The sequence below is a fragment of the Gilliamella sp. M0364 genome, from assembly GCF_016100565.1.
Lineage (GTDB): Bacteria > Pseudomonadota > Gammaproteobacteria > Enterobacterales > Orbaceae > Gilliamella > Gilliamella apis.
Genome location: NZ_JACFSF010000005.1, coordinates 71302 through 90002, shown reverse-complemented (window position 1 = coordinate 90002; position 18701 = coordinate 71302). Strand labels below are relative to the sequence as shown.

The window sequence follows — 18701 nt, the reverse complement described above, 5'->3', positions numbered from 1 at the left end:
AAATTATCGCAATTTTAGTTATTAAATTACCTGATTGGCTTAGCGTTATCGATACTGAGTATATTAATAACCATGTAGGATCATAGATAAAAATAAATTGTTTTTTATTAGATTGATATTAAATAATTGTCCATAGTCAAAAAATAAACGCTATGCTAGACTAAACCAAACTCTGAAGCTACTTTGCCTAAGTGATAATATTATTCATATGGTAATTTAGCCGCGGTATAGCTCAGAAATGGCTATGCTTCCCGATTTGGATAAGGTGTTTATTATATATATGCAATTAGTGGATAATTATCAGCGTCGCTTTCAATATTTGCGTTTATCAATTACTGAACTATGTAACTTTCAATGTCAGTATTGTTTACCTAATGGATATCGACCTAATAAAGATCATAAATTTTTATCGTTAAATGAAATTGATAATGTCATATCAACATTTACCGAACTCGGTGTGCATAAAATTCGCTTAACTGGTGGCGAACCGACTTTGCGTCGAGATTTTATGGATATTTTGTCAATTATTTCGGCTTATCCAAGTATTAAACAATTGGCAATTACTACCAATGGTTCACGATTATTAAAAAATGTCTATTATTGGCAACAAGCTGGGCTTAACGCTATTAATATTAGTATTGATAGTTTTTCTCCATATATTTTTAAACGAATAACTGGCCAAGATAAACTGCAAGAGTTAATGCAAGGAGTTGAAAAATCATTAGATGTTGGTATTGAGAAAGTTAAAATTAATACTGTTCTAATGAAAAATATGAATGATCATCTGAATGATTATTTAGCTTGGATTAAACACCGACCAGTAGAATTACGTTTTATTGAACTGATGGAGACAACCGAAAGCCGTCAGTTATTTAATCACTATCATTTAGCTGGTCAAGCGATGGAGTCTCAACTTATTGAACAAGGTTGGCAGTTACAAGCAAAAGAGGCATTATCTGGTCCTGCTAAAGTTTATGCTCATAGTGATTATAAAGGTAAAATTGGTCTAATTATGCCTTATTCGCAGGATTTTTGTAAAAGTTGCAACCGGTTACGAGTTTCATCGCTTGGTAAACTTCATTATTGCCTGTTTGGTGATGCCGCAGTTGATTTACGAGATTTGCTAAGCAGTCCAGAACAGAAAGCACAACTTAAGGCACGAGTGTTAGCTTCGCTATTAATAAAACCGGAAAAACATTTATTACATGAGCATAATCTAGGCATCTCACCTAATTTATCTTATATCGGTGGTTAACACTTGGTTTTGTTTCGGTACTTGGTTAATTTGCCAGTGGGTGATTGCCCAAGCTAATAACTGTGTTTGTGAGGCATCTTGCCAGCTTTCCGGTAATTGTTGACCTAAAAACTGTAATGCTTGTGCGGTTAATAAATTCGCTTTTTTACTATCAATCGGGCTAGCATGGTTCTGTTTTGACAGTTTATTACCATGACTATCTAAAGCCAATGGTAAATGGCAGTAATTGGGGATAGTAAAATTAAATAATCGATAAAGCGAAATTTGTTTAGCGGTAACTGGTAGTAGATCAGCGCCGCGAACAATTTCAGTTATTCCTTGATAATTATCATCCAATACTACAACTAAATTATAAGCAAATAGACCATCTTTACGATGAATAATAAAATCCTCTAAAGCATTAGCGGAATCAATAGTTTGTTGACCACGAATTTTATCATCGAAAGAAAAAACTGGCTGACTTTGCTTTAATCGAATAGCACATTGCTGTTGGCTAGTGGATGCTAAATGTCGCTCACGACAAAAGCCATCATATATCCCATTGCTAAGATTATGGATCCTTTGTCTAGTACAATCACAATAATAAGCTTTTTGCTGAGTAATAAGTGATTGTAGTACGGCTCGATAACGCTCACTACAATTTGATTGATATAAAACTTGGTCATCCCAATACAGCTCGAAAGCCTCTAAGGTTTTTAATATTAACGATGCGGCGCCTTTGACTTGCCGTGGTGGGTCAATATCTTCAATGCGAACAAGCCACTTACCAAAATTGGCTTTGGCTTGTAAGTAACTACCGAGAGCCGTCACCAAAGAACCAAAATGTAATGGTCCAGATGGTGAGGGGGCAAAACGACCAATATATTGCATGGGCGTATTGAATAAAACAACGGTTTAAATGGAAATTATATACCCATTTGTTTTTCACGAAGTTCAGCTAATGTTTTACAATCGATACATAAATCAGCTGTCGGTCTTGCTTCTAAACGACGAATACCAATTTCAACACCACATGATTCACAAAAACCAAAATCATCGGTTTCAATTTTCTTTAATGTCTTTTCAATTTTTTTGATCAATTTGCGTTCTCTGTCACGCGCTCTTAATTCTAAGCTAAACTCTTCTTCTTGAGTAGCGCGGTCAGCCGGATCTGGGAAATTTGCAGCCTCATCTTGCATGTGAGAAACTGTTTTACCCATTTCACCTTGTAACTGTGACAGCCATGCTTCTAAGATAAGTTTGAAATGTTTTAATTGCTTAGGATTCATGTACTCCTCACCTTTTGCCTCTTTATAAGGCTCAAGCCCTGCAATAGCAAGTAGGCTAAGAGAAGATGTATTTACTTTTTGTTCCTTTTTCACAGCAATCCCCTTAAGTACAGATTATTTGCGAGCGGTAAACTATAGCAATAATTTAGGCTTTGGCAAATTTTTTTTATTATTTTTTGGCATTTAGACCATAAAAATTTACAACTATATGGTTATTAATAAGATTAATTATTCATGCCATTTTTTTAATCCATTCATGGGACATTTTGTTAATAAATTAAACAGCTTATCGTTATCAGGTAATATCAGATCAGGTGAAATATCAAATAAAGGATAAAGTACAAATTCTCTCTTTTTCATATGATAGTGTGGTATGGTAAGCCTTTCTGTATTTATAACTAAGTCATCATATAACAATATATCTAAATCTAATGTTCTTGCTCCCCAACGATTTTCTTTACGGACTCTACCTTGTGACTTCTCAATGGCTTGTAAATGATCTAATAGTGCTATTGGTGTCAGAGACGTGGTTAATTTTATGACTGCATTGAGATAATCATTTTGATCTTGTGGTCCCAATGGTTTGCTACGATAAAATGGTGAAATATCAGAAACAACTGTTTCAGGTAATTGTTTTAAGGCTGCAATAGCTTGATTAGTTTGTTCTAATGGATCGTTAAGATTACTGCCTAAGGCAATATAACAAATTGACATAATTAGATTCAATTGAGGTGATGTTAAAACATAGTGATATTTTAACATATAAACAAGTTAGTAACTAATAAAGGAAATAGAATAATGTTTCAATTAAATTTTTGAAAAAAATTGAGGAGCCGTTTTTTTTGAGTTTTATAACTATCTATTTATTGTTATTTTTCTATGATATTTTTACTAAAAACTGGATGTGAATTTGGTTCAATTAAACCATAAACACATCCAATTATGAAGAATATACGTTATTTTAGTTTATACTATAAAACTTCGACAATTGATTCACAAAGTCTAGACATATTATCGATAGTCATTCCGGCAACATTGATTCGTCCCGAATTAACAATATAAATACCATAATCATTACGCAATTTAAGTACTTGTTCTTCAGTTAAACCACTAAATGAAAACATACCATTTTGTTTGGCAATAAAACTAAAATCTTGGTTAGCGCCTTTGTCTTGTAGCGTTTTCACAAATAGTTGGCGCATACGATGAATACGTTGACGCATGCCAGTTAATTCATCAATCCACTCTTCTTTTAATTCAGCATTGTTTAATATATAAGAGACAATCTTAGCACCATGAGCTGGAGGATTAGAGTAGTTGGCTCTGATAATAGTTTTGACCTGACTAAATGCTCGATCGGCAATTTCGCGATCAGCTGCAATTAAAGTGAATGCACCAACACGCTCATTATATAGACCGAAATTTTTTGAGTAAGAACTAGCAATCAGTAGTTCAGGTTGATTATTCGCAAACAGTCTAAGTCCATATACGTCTTCTTCTATACCTTGACCAAACCCTTGATAAGCGAGGTCAAATAGTGGTAACCAACCATTTTTTAAGGCTAACTCTGAAATTGTTTGCCATTGTTCTGGAGTCGGATCGATACCGGTAGGGTTATGGCAGCAACCATGAAATAGCACTGCTTCACCGGCAATAACTTGATTCAAATCACTCATTAAACCATCAAAATCTAGGCTTCGAGTTTGAGCATCATAATAACGGTATTCTCGAACTTCTAATCCTGCAGTTTGAAAAACGCTGCGATGATTAGGCCACGATGGATTGCTTATCCAAACTCGTTTTATTTTCGTACGGCGAGATAAAAAGTCTGCCATAATGCGCAACGCACCGGTTCCGCCAGGGGCTTGCGCAGTTCTCGCTCGTTGATTTTCACTACCGAACAGTAAGATTTGAGTAGCAATATTAAATGAATTAACACCATCAATGGGTAAATAGCTTTTTGTGGTTTCATCATCTAGCAATAGATGCTCAGCTTTTTTTACACTTTCTAAAATAGGTGTTTTGGTGGTTTCATCTTTATAGACACCAACACTTAAATTAATTTTGTTGGTGCGTTCATCCTTGTTGTAGAGATCCGCTAAGCCTAAAATAGGATCTGCCGGTGCTGCTAATAAATATTCAAACATAAGTTACCTATTTCTTTTAGTGACACTTATTGCATTATATACACATTGTTTGGCAAGTTACAATTTGTAAACCACAATGAGGTTGAGCCTCATTTTTACCACAGCTTAGTAATTATCGAAAGCTAATTATTATGCTATAACGATAAGTTTTTCAAGAAATGTTGCTAAATTAGATGATAATGTTGTCAATTGCCCAGTTATTAAATCTTCTTTAACCACTTCGCCTGTCAAATTATTTAATGCGACGATTTCAGTATCTTCATTGGTTGAGGCGATAAAAATGGTCGGCGTTCGCTTTAATTTTTTTTGTTGCGATAGGTGAGCAATTAAATTTTTTTCTAAATTTGAAAAGTCATCATCATTCCACGCTTGTAACAAAATTAAATTAACGTCAGCAAATTTTGCTGTCAGATTTGCAGCATATTGTGTGCCGTAAAATATATGTGCACTTGGGTGGATTCTGATGTTAATAACTTGTTCTGCGATGGTTAAATCTCTTGGTGGATTAAGTAAAAAGGGTTGCCAATAAACGGCAAGATTTTCAGTTTTGATAATGCAAGGCGAGGGTAAACCGTGTAATTCTTCACTTTGTGGAGCTTTTTCAAATTGAGCGATCCAACGCTGGGTAAAATCAATCAATGCTATTTTTTCAGGCGCTTCCATAACTAAATATTATCTCATAGTTCATTTTATAATCGATAGTTGTTTAATATTATACGGATCAAATTGGCATATACACAATTGTTAAAGTTAAGTTTTTAAATTCATAAAATGCGTTATAAATCGATGTAAAAAATTTGCCGAATTTATCGACAATTAAATGATGAAAAATTAGTGATCAAAGCTTTTTTTTATTGTATTTTCAGTCTAATTTTAGGGTAGTACAAAACCAGCATTAAATTGTTTATAAAATAGTCAGTTTAATTTGCTTGCTATCCGTTGCTGAAACGTGAATAATAGACATGGATATTTTATCCATGTAATGCAGCAATGGCGTTAGACATTACAGTTTGTCAAAATAAAATAGCGTAAGTAGAATTATTATAATTAATTAATATGTTTATTTTAAACAATCATATAAAGATTTAGTGGTTTGTTAAATTGTAGAAGAATAGAATTTGCAAACTCATCATTGAAATAATATCAATAATTGTATATTTAGTGGTGTTCAAAAAGTGTATAGGTGTTTTGAATGTAATATTACCTCTAAAAAGTGTATTGATGTTGGATAAGTTATACTGATTTCACATAAAATAATAACAAAAATAACACAAATAAAATAATGAATACGGTATAAAAAATATTTAAGTAAGTACTATTGTTTATCATTGTTAAAATAAGCGGTTATTGTTAATAATAAAATTCTACCTACAGTTAATTTAGATTAATGAAGAGTGTAGAATAATGAAAAGAATGCTAATCAACGCAACCCAGCAAGAAGAGCTGCGTGTTGCCCTTGTTGATGGCCAACGCTTGTATGATTTAGATATCGAAAGCCTTGGTCACGAACAAAAAAAAGCCAATATTTATAAAGGCAAAATCACTAAAATCAATCCTAGTTTAGAAGCTGCATTTGTCTCTTACGGTGGTGAACGAGATGGTTTTTTACCTCTAAAAGAGATTGCTGAAAGCTATTTCCCTTCCAATATCTCTGGTCGTCGTAGTATTAAACATTTACAAGAAGGCCAAGAAGTTCTTATTCAAATAGAAAAAGAAATTCGTGGTAAAAAAGGTGCCGCTTTAACGACTTATATTAGTTTAGCTGGTAGCTATTTAGTTTTAATGCCAAATGATCCTAGAGCCGGTGGTGTTTCTCGTCGAATTGAAGGTGAAGAGCGTGCTGATCTTAAGCGTATTATTGATGCGTTGGAAAAGCCAAAAGGTATGGGCGTTATTGCTAGAACCGCTGGTGTTGGTAAAAGCCAAGAAGAGTTGCAACAGGATTTGAATGCTTTAGTCAACTATTGGACTGCGATTCAAAATGAATCTAAAAATCATCCAGCGCCAAGTTTAATCCATAAAGAAAGCGATATTATTACTCGCGCATTCCGTGATTACTTGCGTGATGATGTCGGTGATATTCTCATTGATAATCCAAAAGTTCTTGAAATTGCTAAAAAACGATTAGCTGATTTAGGCCGAGTTGAGTATGTTAGTCGCCTAAAACTTTATGAGGGTGATGTACCATTATTCAATCATTTCCAAATTGAAGGGCAGATTGAATCAGCATTTCAACGTGAAGTTCGATTACCATCTGGTGGCTCTATTGTTATTGATGCGACCGAAGCATTAACCGCTATTGATATCAACTCAGCGAAATCTATCCGTGGTAGCGATATTGAAGAGACTGCATTTAATACTAACCTTGAAGCAGCGGAAGAGATTGCTCGTCAATTACGCTTACGTGATTTAGGTGGTTTAATTGTGATCGATTTTATCGATATGACGCCAATCCGTAATCAGCGTGAAGTCGAAAATCGTTTGAAAGAGGCGATGAAAACTGACCGAGCAAGAATTCAAACCACACGTATTTCTCGTTTTGGTCTACTTGAGATGTCTCGCCAACGTTTAAGCCCTTCGTTGCGTGAAGCTACTCACCATATTTGTCCTCGTTGCCAAGGAACAGGTACGGTTCGTGATAATAATTCATTATCACTATCAATTCTTCGTTTAATTCAAGAAGAAGCGATGAAAGATAATACCGTGCAGATTGACGTGATTGTGCCGGTACCAATTGCAAGTTATTTGCTTAATGAAAAACGTCGAGCCATTACCAATATCGAAAGAATGCATCCAGATGTTAAAATCGTTATTGCTGGTGATGAAGAGATGGAAACACCTCTTTATAAAGTCATCCGTAAACGTCGTGGTGAAGAGACCGATGTATTAAGCTACAATTTACCTAAGTTGATTCGTGAGCTTGAAGAAGAGGAAGAAGATCAAGTTGCTGAATTGGTAGTAGAAGAAGCAGTATTATCTGGCCCTAAAGTAGAAGCAAGCAAAGCGCCAAAAGCAAAAGCTGAGCCGAAGAAAGTTGAGAAATCAACAGGTTTATTTAGTGGATTGTTTAAAAAGATTCGCCAACTATTTGTTACTGAAAAAGAGGCTCCAAAACCTGAAGTTAAGCCTCAGCAAAATAGACGACGAGACAATCAACGTTCAAATAATCGACGTCAACGTAATAATCGTAACAATAATGCGGCAGCTGCAGCAAATAATACAACTACTGAAGAAGTTAAAGAGCCGACACGTAATAATCGTCGTAGCAAACAAAATAACAATGGCAACACCAATACAACGAATAATATCAAGGCAGATAAAGTAGTTAATGAGACTGCACAACCAAAACAAAAAGAAGCTAAGCCACGCAGACAACCACGAAACTTAACTAAGAGTGTTCGGGTCAAAAATAGTGATGCGCCAGTTCAGAACGAACAAGAGCGTATTGTGATCCCTTCTTTATTGTTACCAATTATTGTTCCAGAAACAGGTGAAAATAAAGCTGTTGGCGAATCACAACCAAAACGTCAACGACGCACATCTCGACATTTGCGTATGAATACACCGCGTACCAAACGTCGTAGTAAAAATACTGAACTAAAACAGTCGCCAGTGCCGTTGTCATTTGCTGCTGCGTCTTTAGAGCTAGCATTAGGTCGGGTAGCGGTTGATTATAGTCAAGTGAATAGTGAACAACCAAATAACGATGTACCAGTCATTCCTTCACTTTTATTACCAATCGTAATTAAAGATGAGGTGAATACTAATAGTGCTGAAAAAGCGGTTGTTAGTGACCGAAAACCACAACAACCAAAAGTAGCAGCAACAAGCTCTCAAGCTGATATTGATGTTCAAGAAAATAAACCGCAGACAGATGAAGTCGTCACTATGCCTGCAACAGAAACGACTGCTGGTTATTCTTCATCAGTGATGACAAAGGCTCCTGCTCCAGATTATGTAGAATCTAATAGTGGGATAAAAACTCGAGAAGAGTTAGATTATCATTATGAAGGTAAAGGTAACGCGGGTGGCTTAAGTGCACAAGATCACGCTTATGCAGCCGCAAGTAAACCGGTTATACCTGAGTAGTGTATAGATAAATAACGGTGACAAATGTCACCGTTATTCTTAACTCATAAAAGCGATAAAGATAAACAATGATTATCTATATTTTAAAAAAAATAGTGACGTTTTTATTTATTATCTGCGTACTTGCCCAGATCAGCTTTTGTCTGGTTTATTTTGTTCCTCAATCTATTTTTAGTGATTTAACTTTTATTGATGCATATAGCGCTTTTTTTAAGCAACTATTGCAAGGTCAATTTAAGTTAATATCTGGTGAAACCGTTCCTTTTTTCGATACGTTATTAACGACATTTGAGCTTTGTATTTTAGCGTTACTTGTTGCGTTATTTATTGGTATTCCGTTAGGAATTTTTCTTGGTTTAAGTAATATAAATTGGCTAAATACCACAATTCGATTAGGTTGTTTAATCTTTTATTCCTGTCCGATTGTTATGTTAGCAGCATTAGTGATGTTTTATCTTTCATCAACATTGCCAATGTCAATGAACTTCGATATATCAATATCAGTAACGGGGAGTTCTTTATTAGATATTATTCTTTCATCGCGAGCAGACAAATTACCGGCAATTTTGGAACAACTGCATTATTTACTTTTGCCAACAATCATTTTAGCGATTCAGCCAAGCATTATGACTATTCAATTAGTCAGTGAAAATGTTAAAAATACCTCAAGGCAAAACTATATTAAAATGGCAATTATACGCGAGCGCTCACCATTTAAGATTTTACGTCGACATTTATTACCAAATTCAATTCCGGCGACAATCCCACAGTTGACATATAATACAACGACTCTATTATTTTCAACGATGGTGATTGAAATCTTGTTTAACCGTGTTGGTCTTGGCCAATGGGTTATGTTGGCTTATCGTAATCATAATTATTTTATTATTTCGATAGCAATCCTTGCTTGTGGAACAGTAATTAGCTTATTAACTTTATTAGGTGAGATAACGGCTATTGCTATTTATCCATTACGTCATAAGGAACATTATGTCTAGGATAATTCAGTTAGGTAAGCGAATAAATTCGTGCTTTCATCGACTTCATAGCAATTTATATCTGATTGTCAGCTTTTATGGGATTTTAGCAATTGCTTTTATTGCATTATCGACTAAATGGTTTTTTCATGCTCATTTAAATCCAGTATATGTCGCTTCTTTGCCTCCCGCTTGGTGGCCGACTGGTGATATCAATCATATATTAGGAACAACGGCTCAGGGACAAGATATTTTCGATTTTTTATTGATTGGCTATCGGTCAACTATTTCAATGACATTAAAAGCGGTTTTTTATGTCATTATCATTAGTGGTGTGATTAATTATTTGATGTTTTTTGTTTCATTTATTCGACCGTTTATCTTATTTATCTTTAGATTCTTTATGGTTGTGCCACCATTATTGGGTGTGATTGTAATTAGTTTGCTATTAGAAGATGATATTACCAATATCTTAGTGATTATTGGTTTATCTTATGCACCAAGATTTATTTATAATATCCATCAACGTGTTATTAAAGAATGGAATAAAACTTACATCACAGCTTATCGACTTGATGGTTTATCTTCATTTTCTATTTTAAATCATTATATTGTACCTAATATCCTACCGGTTTATTTGACTGAGATAGTGTCTTTATTTGGTTCGGTTATTTTAGCTATCACAACCATTACGTTTTTAGGCTTTGCGAATGATTTTTCTCGACCTGATTTAGGCATGATGATGTTTAAGATGAAAGATATAATGGATGTTAATTTATTGGCCTTTTTAGCTCCAGGAATCGCCGTCTCTGTTACAATTATTTTGGTTTACTTATTCAATTTTGGGTTATATGGTCAGCGAGTAGGGCATTAATCATGGCACTATTAGACATTCGTAATTTAACTATAGAGTTTATTACTCCTGATGGCCTGCTACGGGCGATTGATCGCGTCAATTTAAAACTATCAGAAGGTGAAATTCGAGGTCTAGTTGGTGAATCAGGTTCAGGTAAAAGTTTAATTGCTAAAGCGATACTTGGTGTCACTAATCATAATTGGAAGATTTCTGCTGATCGCTTTTATTTTAATGATGTTGATTTATTGAAGTTGACACCGAAACAACGGCGAAAAGTGATTAGTGATAATATATCCATGGTATTCCAAGAGCCACAATCTTGTTTAGATCCGTCTATGAAAATCGGCCAACAATTAATTGAGGCTATTCCGCGAAGAACATTTAAAGGACATTGGTGGCAACGACTGTTTTGGCGTAAGCATCGCGCAATTGAGTTACTACATCGTGTTGGGATTAAAGATCATAAAGAAATACTTAAATCATACCCATTTGAATTAACGGAAGGCGAATGTCAAAAAGTGATGATCGCTATAGCATTAGCTAATCAACCTAAATTACTTATTGCCGATGAACCAACCAATGCCATGGAAGCGACCACCGAAGCGCAAATATTTCGTTTGCTTGCGAGTATGAATCAAAATATGGGGACAACTATTTTATTGATTAGCCATGATTTGCAAATGGTTACTCGCTGGACAGACCGTATCAATGTCCTATATTGCGGACAAACTGTTGAGGTTGCTGATAGTGAAGATTTGATTAAATCACCTTATCACCCTTATACTCAGGCATTGATTTATGCTATTCCTGATTTTGGTAAAGCGATGCCTCATAAAAGCCCTTTAAATACCTTACCTGGCGTTATTCCATCATTGGAACATTTACCCATTGGTTGTCGATTGGGGCCTCGTTGTCCTTATGCACAAAAAAAATGTATACAAGCTCCAGAACTTATCCCAATCAAAGATCATTCGGTAGCCTGTCATTTTCCATTAAATACTGATGAGTAGTTTGAGATATAGGAATAGTTAATGAACCCAATATTAAAAGTCCGAAATTTATCAAAGCGATTTAAAATCCCTAAAGGACTCTTTGGTCATTTACAAATTGATGCCGTTAAACCCTTGTCGTTTTCGCTAAATGAAGGGAAAACGTTAGCCATAATTGGACAAAATGGTTCCGGAAAATCGACATTAGCTAAAATGCTGGTTGGTATGATTAAACCAGATAGTGGCGATATTTGGATTGATGGTAACAAAGTTGAATATGGTGATTATGGGCATCGTTCACAACTGATTCGCATGATATTCCAACATGTGGAAAGTTCTTTTGATCCACGGCTTCGTATTGGTCAATTACTGGAAATTCCACTTAAACGCAATGCCAATTATAACGCTCACGAACGAGAAAAATTGATTAATGATGTTTTAAAACAAGTAGGTTTATTGCCGGAACATGCCTCTTATTATCCGTCAGTGATGGCTGCAGGCCAAAAACAACGAGTCGCTTTAGCTAGAGCTCTAATTTTAAAACCGAAAGTGATAATTCTTGATGAAGCTTTAGCTGCATTAGATATTTCAATGCGTTCACAAATTGTTAATTTAATGTTGTCATTACAAGAAGAGCAACAGATATCTTATGTTTATGTCACACAAGATATCGGTATGATGAAACATATTAGTGACCAAATTATTGTTATGCATAATGGTGAAGTGGTCGAATATGGTAATACTGCCGAAGTTTTAGCTTCGCCACTAAGTGACATTACTCAAAAGCTTATCAATAGTTATTTTGGTGAAGCACTAACAGCCGATACTTGGCGGACAGATACTCGAGCTTTTTAGTTTTATTTTGCAGCAGAATTAACCAAATAACTCAGTTATTATTCTGATTTTGTTTAAAATATTCTATTTATTTTTCAATAAATACTCGACAAATTTTTTAAAACGCTCTATATTTAGCTATATAGATTTCTAGACGTCCGTTTTTTCAGTGTTATAGAAGATAATTTATTATTGTTAGGAGCTTTTGTTATGCCTATATGTATTCCTGATTCATTACCGGCAGTTGATGTTCTTCGTAATGAAAATGTATTTGTAATGACTTCAACGCGTGCTAATACTCAAGAAATTCGCCCACTTAAGCTTCTTTTCTTAAATTTGATGCCGAAAAAAATAGAGACTGAAAATCAATTTTTGCGTTTACTTTCTAACTCATCTTTACAGGTGAATATTCAGTTATTAAGAATAGATCAGCGTGAATCCAAAAATACGCCAATAGAACATTTGAATAGCTTTTATTGTGATTTTGATGATATTCGTGAACAGAATTTTGATGGACTTATTATTACTGGAGCGCCATTAGGTAAAGTCGCTTTTTCAGATGTTGTGTATTGGCCTAAGTTAGCTGAAATTATTACTTGGGCGAAAGATCATGTAACCTCAACCATGTTTGTTTGTTGGGGAGTGCAAGCGGCATTAAATGTTTTATATGATTTACCTAAATTCACTCGTTCACAAAAGTTATCCGGTGTTTATCAACACCAAATCTTGCAACCAAATGCTATTTTAACCCGAGGCTTTGATGATACGTTTTTAGCGCCACACTCTCGTAATGCTGATTTTCCAATTGATAAAATTAAAAACTATACCGATTTAAATATTTTGGCTGAATCAGATATAACTGGCCCATACTTAATGGCAACCGCTGATAAACGAATGGCGTTTGTTACTGGGCATCCAGAATATGATTCATTTACTTTAGCCAATGAATATTATCGTGACTTAAAAGCGGGTATAAACCCTGAAATCCCTTATAATTATTTCCCAGAAAATAATCCTAATTTAACTCCGAAAGCAACATGGCGAAGTCATGCTTATTTACTATTTAGTAATTGGCTCAACTATTACGTTTATCAATTAACGCCATTTGATTTAACTACTCGTAATTTGACGATTGATGATTAAAAATTATATATATCAGTTATTTTACGTTGTAATATAAATAATTAATCTAAATTTGACCATTTTCTTGGTCAAATTTAGTAATGACTAGATTTTATGGGAAAACTATTTTATTCCTTTTCGGCTACTATTAAGAACATTGGAGTTGAATGGTAATTAATTTGTTCAATTTCATCCCAAACAACTTTTGATATATCGTTTTCAATACGAATATTTTTATAACCAATTGATTGTAAAATACCCCTATCCCATTCAGGTCTAATTTCCTTACTTAATGGTAGTAATTTCGCTATTCGTTCCATCTCTAGTGTATCGGTTTGTCGATAATGATCCTCAATGCCATATTCCATGGTATTTTGTCTATCTTGCATATATTGTGAATAAAGATTTTTATTAAAAAGAAATAGATACCAATTGGCATCAAAATTAAGTAATTTACCTTTAGTATTTAATACTCTAAACCATTCTTGATATGCTAAAGTTGGATTACTCAAATTCCACGTTACATTACGCAATATAATTAAATCAAAACTATTGTCTTGGAATGGTAAGCAATGAACATCTGATAAAACAAAATTAACCTTTACTTGGTATTGTATTGCATTGTTTTTTGCTTGATTTATCATTTCTTCAGTAGCATCTACTGCAGTTACTTCATGTCCGGCTAACGCTAACGTGATAGCTAAAAAACCGGGACCGTTTCCAAAGTCTAATATTCGTAATTTATTCTTGTTAGGAGCATGGTTTAAAATTAACTTTTGCCAGATTGTTCTTTTATCTGTTGCCTATTTGTCTTTATTAGTTTGGCTATATCCTTTAGCTCGATTTGTCCAATAGATAATAAGATCTTGCAAAAGATTATCATCATTATTATTCGCGACTAGTACTTAGTTTCCTGCTTTTTAATTGTGAGACGGGTAGTGTAATAATTATTACTCAATCAAATAATACCTTCTACTTAACTTTATAGACAAGTTTTTTAAAGTTTGAAATTGGACATAATTTGATATTTGAACTAATTATTAGTTTTAATACTGCAAGCAACATTAATTTGCAGCTAATTGGCGGTAAATAGTTGGGATTTTATTTATTAAACTTGATAATGACTGGTAAAAAAGTTCCCTTAATTACCAGTAGGTTAAAATTATATATACATATTATGCAAAATATTTATTCATAAACATCCATTGGTTTATCAAAATTAATTAATAATGAGCAAATTAAATAACCCATGGCAGAGGCAGCAAAGAACATCATTGCAGCAAAATAATTTCCTGTGGCTTGTACGATGAAACCAATAACAATAGGTAAAATTGCGGCAAATAAATTACTGGTAAAATTCATGGTTCCACAAATTGTACCGGCTACTTTCTGAGCACCTAATAATGATGGAATTGACCAATAGATACTAGCCCAACGTAATGGGAACAGCGCAACGGTTAATAAAATTATTGCCATTGTAGGATTATCACTTTGTGCACAAAAGAAAATACCTACTCCAGCGGTAATTGCGGAAATGGCTAACATGGTATGTAATACTTTACTTGTTTTACCGCCCGCATTACGCCATTTATCCATGATATATCCTCCAGTTAATTGCCCTATAAAACAAACTAGGAATATAATTGCCATAGCTCCACCCATTGATTTAATATTAAATCCATATGTAGCTTGGAAATAAAGTGGTAACCAAGTCATTAAACCATAGAATACAAAACTGTAACAAACCCATCCGAAAATTAAAGCTAGTACATTTCGTTGTTTTAAATATGGTTTAATATCAGATAATTTATATTTTTTATCTGTTTTTTTAGAATCTAAATTATATTTTTCAATATGCTCTAGTTCTGCTTTATTAATTTTAGGATGTTCATTTGGGTATGTTCGGATATACCACCAAGCAAGTAAACCTGCTAAAATGGTTCCCACTCCTGCAATGACAAATGCCATGCGCCAACTGCCAAAAAATCCAATTAATCCAGCAATAATGACAGCACCGAAGGCAGTTCCTAGTGGTGCCCCGCCGTCTAATAACATTGAACCACGACCCCGTTCAGTTGGTGTTAACCAAGTTCCCATTAATTTAGCTCCCGCAGGCATAATTGGTGCTTCAGATACACCTAAACCTAAGCGAGATAAAGATAATGTGAAAATACCATGACATAATGCTGCAACAGCTTGGAAGCCACCCCAAGCGATTGTTGCTATTGCAATAATATTTCTTGTTTTAAATTTATCTGCTAATACGCCACTTGGAATTTGCATTAAGGCATAAGCCCAAAAAAATGCACTGTGAATTGCACCAACAATTCGTGTATCTTCAATACCAAATTCTTCTGTGATATAAGGCATTGCAATGGAAAGTGAAGTTCGATCAATATAGTTAATTGCTCCAAGTAGTAACATTATAATAAATATTCGCCATCTAACATTCGTCGCTTTTAGTTGCTCCTCAGGATTTTGATATAATTCATTTATTTTAGGCATAACAGACTCCCTACTTCTCCTAAGAGAAGTGTTTTCCTTTAACTGACAATATAAAATTATTTATTAATTACATAATTGCACCGGGCTGCCATGGGACGAATTCAAGTGAGCCGTATCCAAATTTTTCACTTTTAGTCTTTTCACCAGAAGCAACAGCTAAGATTGTTTCAAATATTCGCTTACCTGCTTGCTCTAATGTTTCTTGTCCATCAGCTACATCACCACAATTAATATCCATATCTTCCTCTTGGCGACGCCATAGAAAATTATTGGATGCGATTTTTATGCATGGGGTTGGTTTTGAACCATATGCAGATCCCCTTCCTGTTGTAAAACACATAATATTGGCTCCACCAGCAATTTGGCCTGTACATGCAAATGCGTCATATCCAGGGGTATCCATAAATACCAATCCTTTTGCGGTTACTGGTTCTGCATATTCATATACATCAATAAGATTAGTACTTCCTGCTTTACAAATCGCACCAAGTGATTTTTCAAGAATGGTCGTTAATCCTCCTTCTTTATTGCCTGCGGATGGATTATTATTTAATTCTGCGTGACATCTTTTGGCATAATCCTCCCACCATAAAATTCGATTAATTAGTTTTTCACCTACTTCTTTGGAAGTTGCTCGGCGAGTAAGTATATATTCAGCACCATAAATTTCAGGGGTTTCGGCGAGTATTGCTGTACCTCCTTGCTGTACGAGTAAATCAACAGCTACGCCAAGTGCAGGGTTAGCAGAAATGCCTGAGTAACTATCAGAACCACCACATTCAAGTGCTAAAACTAATTCTGATGCAGGTACTTCTTCTCTGGTGTATTGATTTGCTTCATTTAACATGCTTTCAATAATAGTTACGCCCTTATCGAAAGTTTTTTGTGATCCACCTGTTTCTTGAATAGTCATATGTTGTAGCATAGGACCTTCATTTAATCCTTTCACTTGAATAAGATCTTTGATTTGATTTGATTCACAACCAAGGCCAATTATTAGAATACCGGCAAAGTTAGGATGATTTGCATAACCGCTCATTGTGCGTTGCATCATCTTCATCAAATCACCTTTCATATCCATGGCACAACCAAAACTTTGAGGTAGGGCTACGATTCCATCTATATTGGGATAATCAGCTAATCCTTTAGCTTTAAAGTGATCTTCAAGGCGACGTGCAACTGTTGCACTACAGTTGACGGATGTTAGTATGCCAATATAGTTACGGGTTGCTATTTGGCCGTTTTTACGCTTATAGCCCATGAAAGTCCTTTTTTCACTAGCCATTGGTGTTTCTTGTTTATCTGCACAAAAGTCATATTCGTGCCCATAATCACCCATTTTTAGATTATGTAAATGGATATGTTCTCCAGCTTGAATATCACAAATTGCATAACCTATAATTTGATTATAACGTTTAATTGGTTGATCTTTTTCGATATTGTGAAGCGCTATTTTATGTCCTTCTTTTATATCGGAAAGTACAGAAACATCAGCTTCTTGAATGATGTATCCTTTGGATACAGGAAAACGAGCTATGGCAACATCATCATTGGGATGAAGTATGATTACTTTAGATACTTCGCTCATAATTTGCTCCTAAAACTAATTAGTAATAAATTTTTATAAAATTTTTGAATCGGATAATAATTTTTTTAGAACTTTCTTTTTATCGGAAGTTAATGGCATTACTGGAGCTAAAACTTCTGTTGAAATATCGACACCGGACAGTTTTATTGCTTGTTTGATTACGCCAAAGAATGGAGATTCAATTGCATAGACAGGCATTAATTTTGCTAATTGACGTTGTAATTTAAATGCTTTTTCATAATCTTTTTTAACAAAAGCTTTATAAATTCCTTTAGTAATTTTTGGGGCAAAATTAAATGTTGCTGGAATGCCACCATGACCACCAAGAATAAGCGTGTCTAACATATATTCATCAAATCCACTGAAGATAATAAAATCTGGACGGAAGGCGTGAACTCTGTTGATAACTTCTCGGGTATGGCTTATGTTATCAATGGTGTCTTTCAAACCAATAATATTTGGTTGATCCTTGGCTAATTGAGTAATAACATCAATACCAATATCTTGGCCGGTTAATGCCGGGAAATTGTAAAGTAGTACTGGTATATCAAGATTTTCAGCGACAGTTTTATAATGGTGATAAATGGCATCACTATTCAATAAAGCATAATATGGATTAACCACTAAAACGGCATCTGCGCCTATTTGTGCTGCATGCTGACCATATTGAATAGTTTCTTTGGTACTTGGACTGGATATTCCAATCATCACCGGAATGCGTTTATTGATATGTTTTACCGCAAATTCAGCAACTTCATATCGCAACTTAGGTGGCATATGGCAGAACTCACCACCACTACCTAGAATTAAAACACCATCAGCTTCGTTATCGATGAGATGATCTAATAATTTGCCCATTCCTTTTTTATCTAGTTCCCCTTTTTTATTAACGATAGTAGGGACTGGAGGGAATATACCTTTAAATTTTTCTAAATTCATTTTTTCTCCTTGTTCATGATGTAGAACATTGTTTCTCACGTTGGAACAAATTATTGGTAAAAAAATCTAGAATTGCAATGTATTAATTCAAAAGAAAATTAATTTTGTGATCATCCTCTCATTGTCAAAAAT

General features: G+C 34.5%; 15 protein-coding genes, 1 pseudogene and 1 riboswitch. Of the genes and pseudogenes, 7 read left to right on the top strand and 9 right to left on the bottom strand.

What is annotated here, in order from left to right; all coding sequences use genetic code 11:
• The first annotated feature begins 159 nt into the window (after positions 1-159).
• Positions 160-283, top strand: a riboswitch (molybdenum cofactor riboswitch).
• Positions 281-1255, top strand: coding sequence for a GTP 3',8-cyclase MoaA (moaA, locus tag H3U96_RS08135; protein ID WP_370545639.1), 975 nt, complete (start codon positions 281-283; stop codon positions 1253-1255). It overlaps the preceding riboswitch by 3 nt.
• Here moaA and gluQRS read toward each other — a convergent pair.
• The 5 genes from gluQRS to syd all read right to left on the bottom strand — a co-directional run bounded on the left by gluQRS (position 1235) and on the right by syd (position 5333).
• Positions 1235-2125, bottom strand: coding sequence for a tRNA glutamyl-Q(34) synthetase GluQRS (gluQRS, locus tag H3U96_RS08130; RefSeq protein WP_198196244.1), 891 nt, complete (start codon positions 2123-2125; stop codon positions 1235-1237). The two genes, moaA and gluQRS, sit on opposite strands and share 21 nt — an antisense overlap.
• 35 nt (positions 2126-2160) lie before the next feature.
• Positions 2161-2616 (bottom strand): RNA polymerase-binding protein DksA, encoded by a 456-nt coding sequence (gene dksA, locus H3U96_RS08125; protein ID WP_065578398.1) that lies wholly within the window; start codon positions 2614-2616, stop codon positions 2161-2163.
• A 135-nt stretch (positions 2617-2751) separates the two neighbouring features.
• Positions 2752-3237 carry a 2-amino-4-hydroxy-6-hydroxymethyldihydropteridine diphosphokinase gene (gene folK / locus H3U96_RS08120; RefSeq protein WP_198192912.1) on the bottom strand — a complete coding sequence of 162 codons (486 nt, stop codon included), beginning with the start codon at positions 3235-3237 and terminating at the stop codon, positions 2752-2754.
• 257 nt (positions 3238-3494) lie between these two features.
• Positions 3495-4670: an amino acid aminotransferase gene (locus H3U96_RS08115; RefSeq protein WP_198196242.1), complete on the bottom strand. Its 1176-nt coding sequence runs from the start codon at positions 4668-4670 to the stop codon at positions 3495-3497.
• A gap of 129 nt (positions 4671-4799) precedes the next feature.
• On the bottom strand, positions 4800-5333 hold the full coding sequence (gene syd, locus H3U96_RS08110; RefSeq protein WP_086356831.1) for a SecY-interacting protein: 534 nt from the start codon (positions 5331-5333) through the stop codon (positions 4800-4802).
• Between the two features lie 741 nt (positions 5334-6074).
• On the opposite strand from syd, the pseudogene rne reads away from it, so the two are divergent.
• The 6 genes and pseudogenes from rne to metA form a co-directional block, all read left to right on the top strand.
• A pseudogene (gene rne, locus H3U96_RS08105) lies at positions 6075-8732 on the top strand (ribonuclease E); the annotation flags it as partial.
• Between the two features lie 95 nt (positions 8733-8827).
• The gene (locus H3U96_RS08100; RefSeq protein WP_198196238.1) at positions 8828-9757 is read left to right on the top strand and encodes an ABC transporter permease subunit; all 930 of its coding nucleotides are present in this window, start codon (positions 8828-8830) and stop codon (positions 9755-9757) included.
• A complete protein-coding gene (locus tag H3U96_RS08095; protein WP_198196236.1) occupies positions 9750-10610 on the top strand; it encodes an ABC transporter permease subunit in 861 nt (286 codons plus the stop codon). Before H3U96_RS08100 ends, H3U96_RS08095 begins: the two co-directional genes overlap by 8 nt.
• Positions 10611-10612: 2 nt before the next feature.
• The gene (gene sapD / locus H3U96_RS08090) at positions 10613-11602 is read left to right on the top strand and encodes a putrescine export ABC transporter ATP-binding protein SapD (protein WP_065578391.1); all 990 of its coding nucleotides are present in this window, start codon (positions 10613-10615) and stop codon (positions 11600-11602) included.
• Positions 11603-11623: 21 nt separating this feature from the next.
• Positions 11624-12436, top strand: a complete 813-nt coding sequence (locus tag H3U96_RS08085; protein ID WP_065578390.1) for an ATP-binding cassette domain-containing protein — start codon at positions 11624-11626, stop codon at positions 12434-12436.
• A gap of 189 nt (positions 12437-12625) precedes the next feature.
• Positions 12626-13558, top strand: coding sequence for a homoserine O-succinyltransferase (gene metA / locus H3U96_RS08080; RefSeq protein ID WP_065614631.1), 933 nt, complete (start codon positions 12626-12628; stop codon positions 13556-13558).
• 107 nt (positions 13559-13665) lie between these two features.
• Here metA and H3U96_RS08075 read toward each other — a convergent pair whose 3' ends face one another.
• From H3U96_RS08075 to H3U96_RS08060, 4 genes are all read right to left on the bottom strand, one after another.
• A complete protein-coding gene (locus H3U96_RS08075) occupies positions 13666-14322 on the bottom strand; it encodes a class I SAM-dependent methyltransferase (RefSeq protein ID WP_198196266.1) in 657 nt (218 codons plus the stop codon).
• A 403-nt stretch (positions 14323-14725) separates the two neighbouring features.
• Positions 14726-16042, bottom strand: coding sequence for an MFS transporter (locus tag H3U96_RS08070; protein WP_086356829.1), 1317 nt, complete (start codon positions 16040-16042; stop codon positions 14726-14728).
• Between the two features lie 67 nt (positions 16043-16109).
• Positions 16110-17630 carry a UxaA family hydrolase gene (locus H3U96_RS08065; RefSeq protein WP_086360343.1) on the bottom strand — a complete coding sequence of 507 codons (1521 nt, stop codon included), beginning with the start codon at positions 17628-17630 and terminating at the stop codon, positions 16110-16112.
• Between the two features lie 33 nt (positions 17631-17663).
• Positions 17664-18569 (bottom strand): dihydrodipicolinate synthase family protein, encoded by a 906-nt coding sequence (locus H3U96_RS08060; RefSeq protein ID WP_086360342.1) that lies wholly within the window; start codon positions 18567-18569, stop codon positions 17664-17666.
• Positions 18570-18701 lie beyond the last annotated feature (132 nt).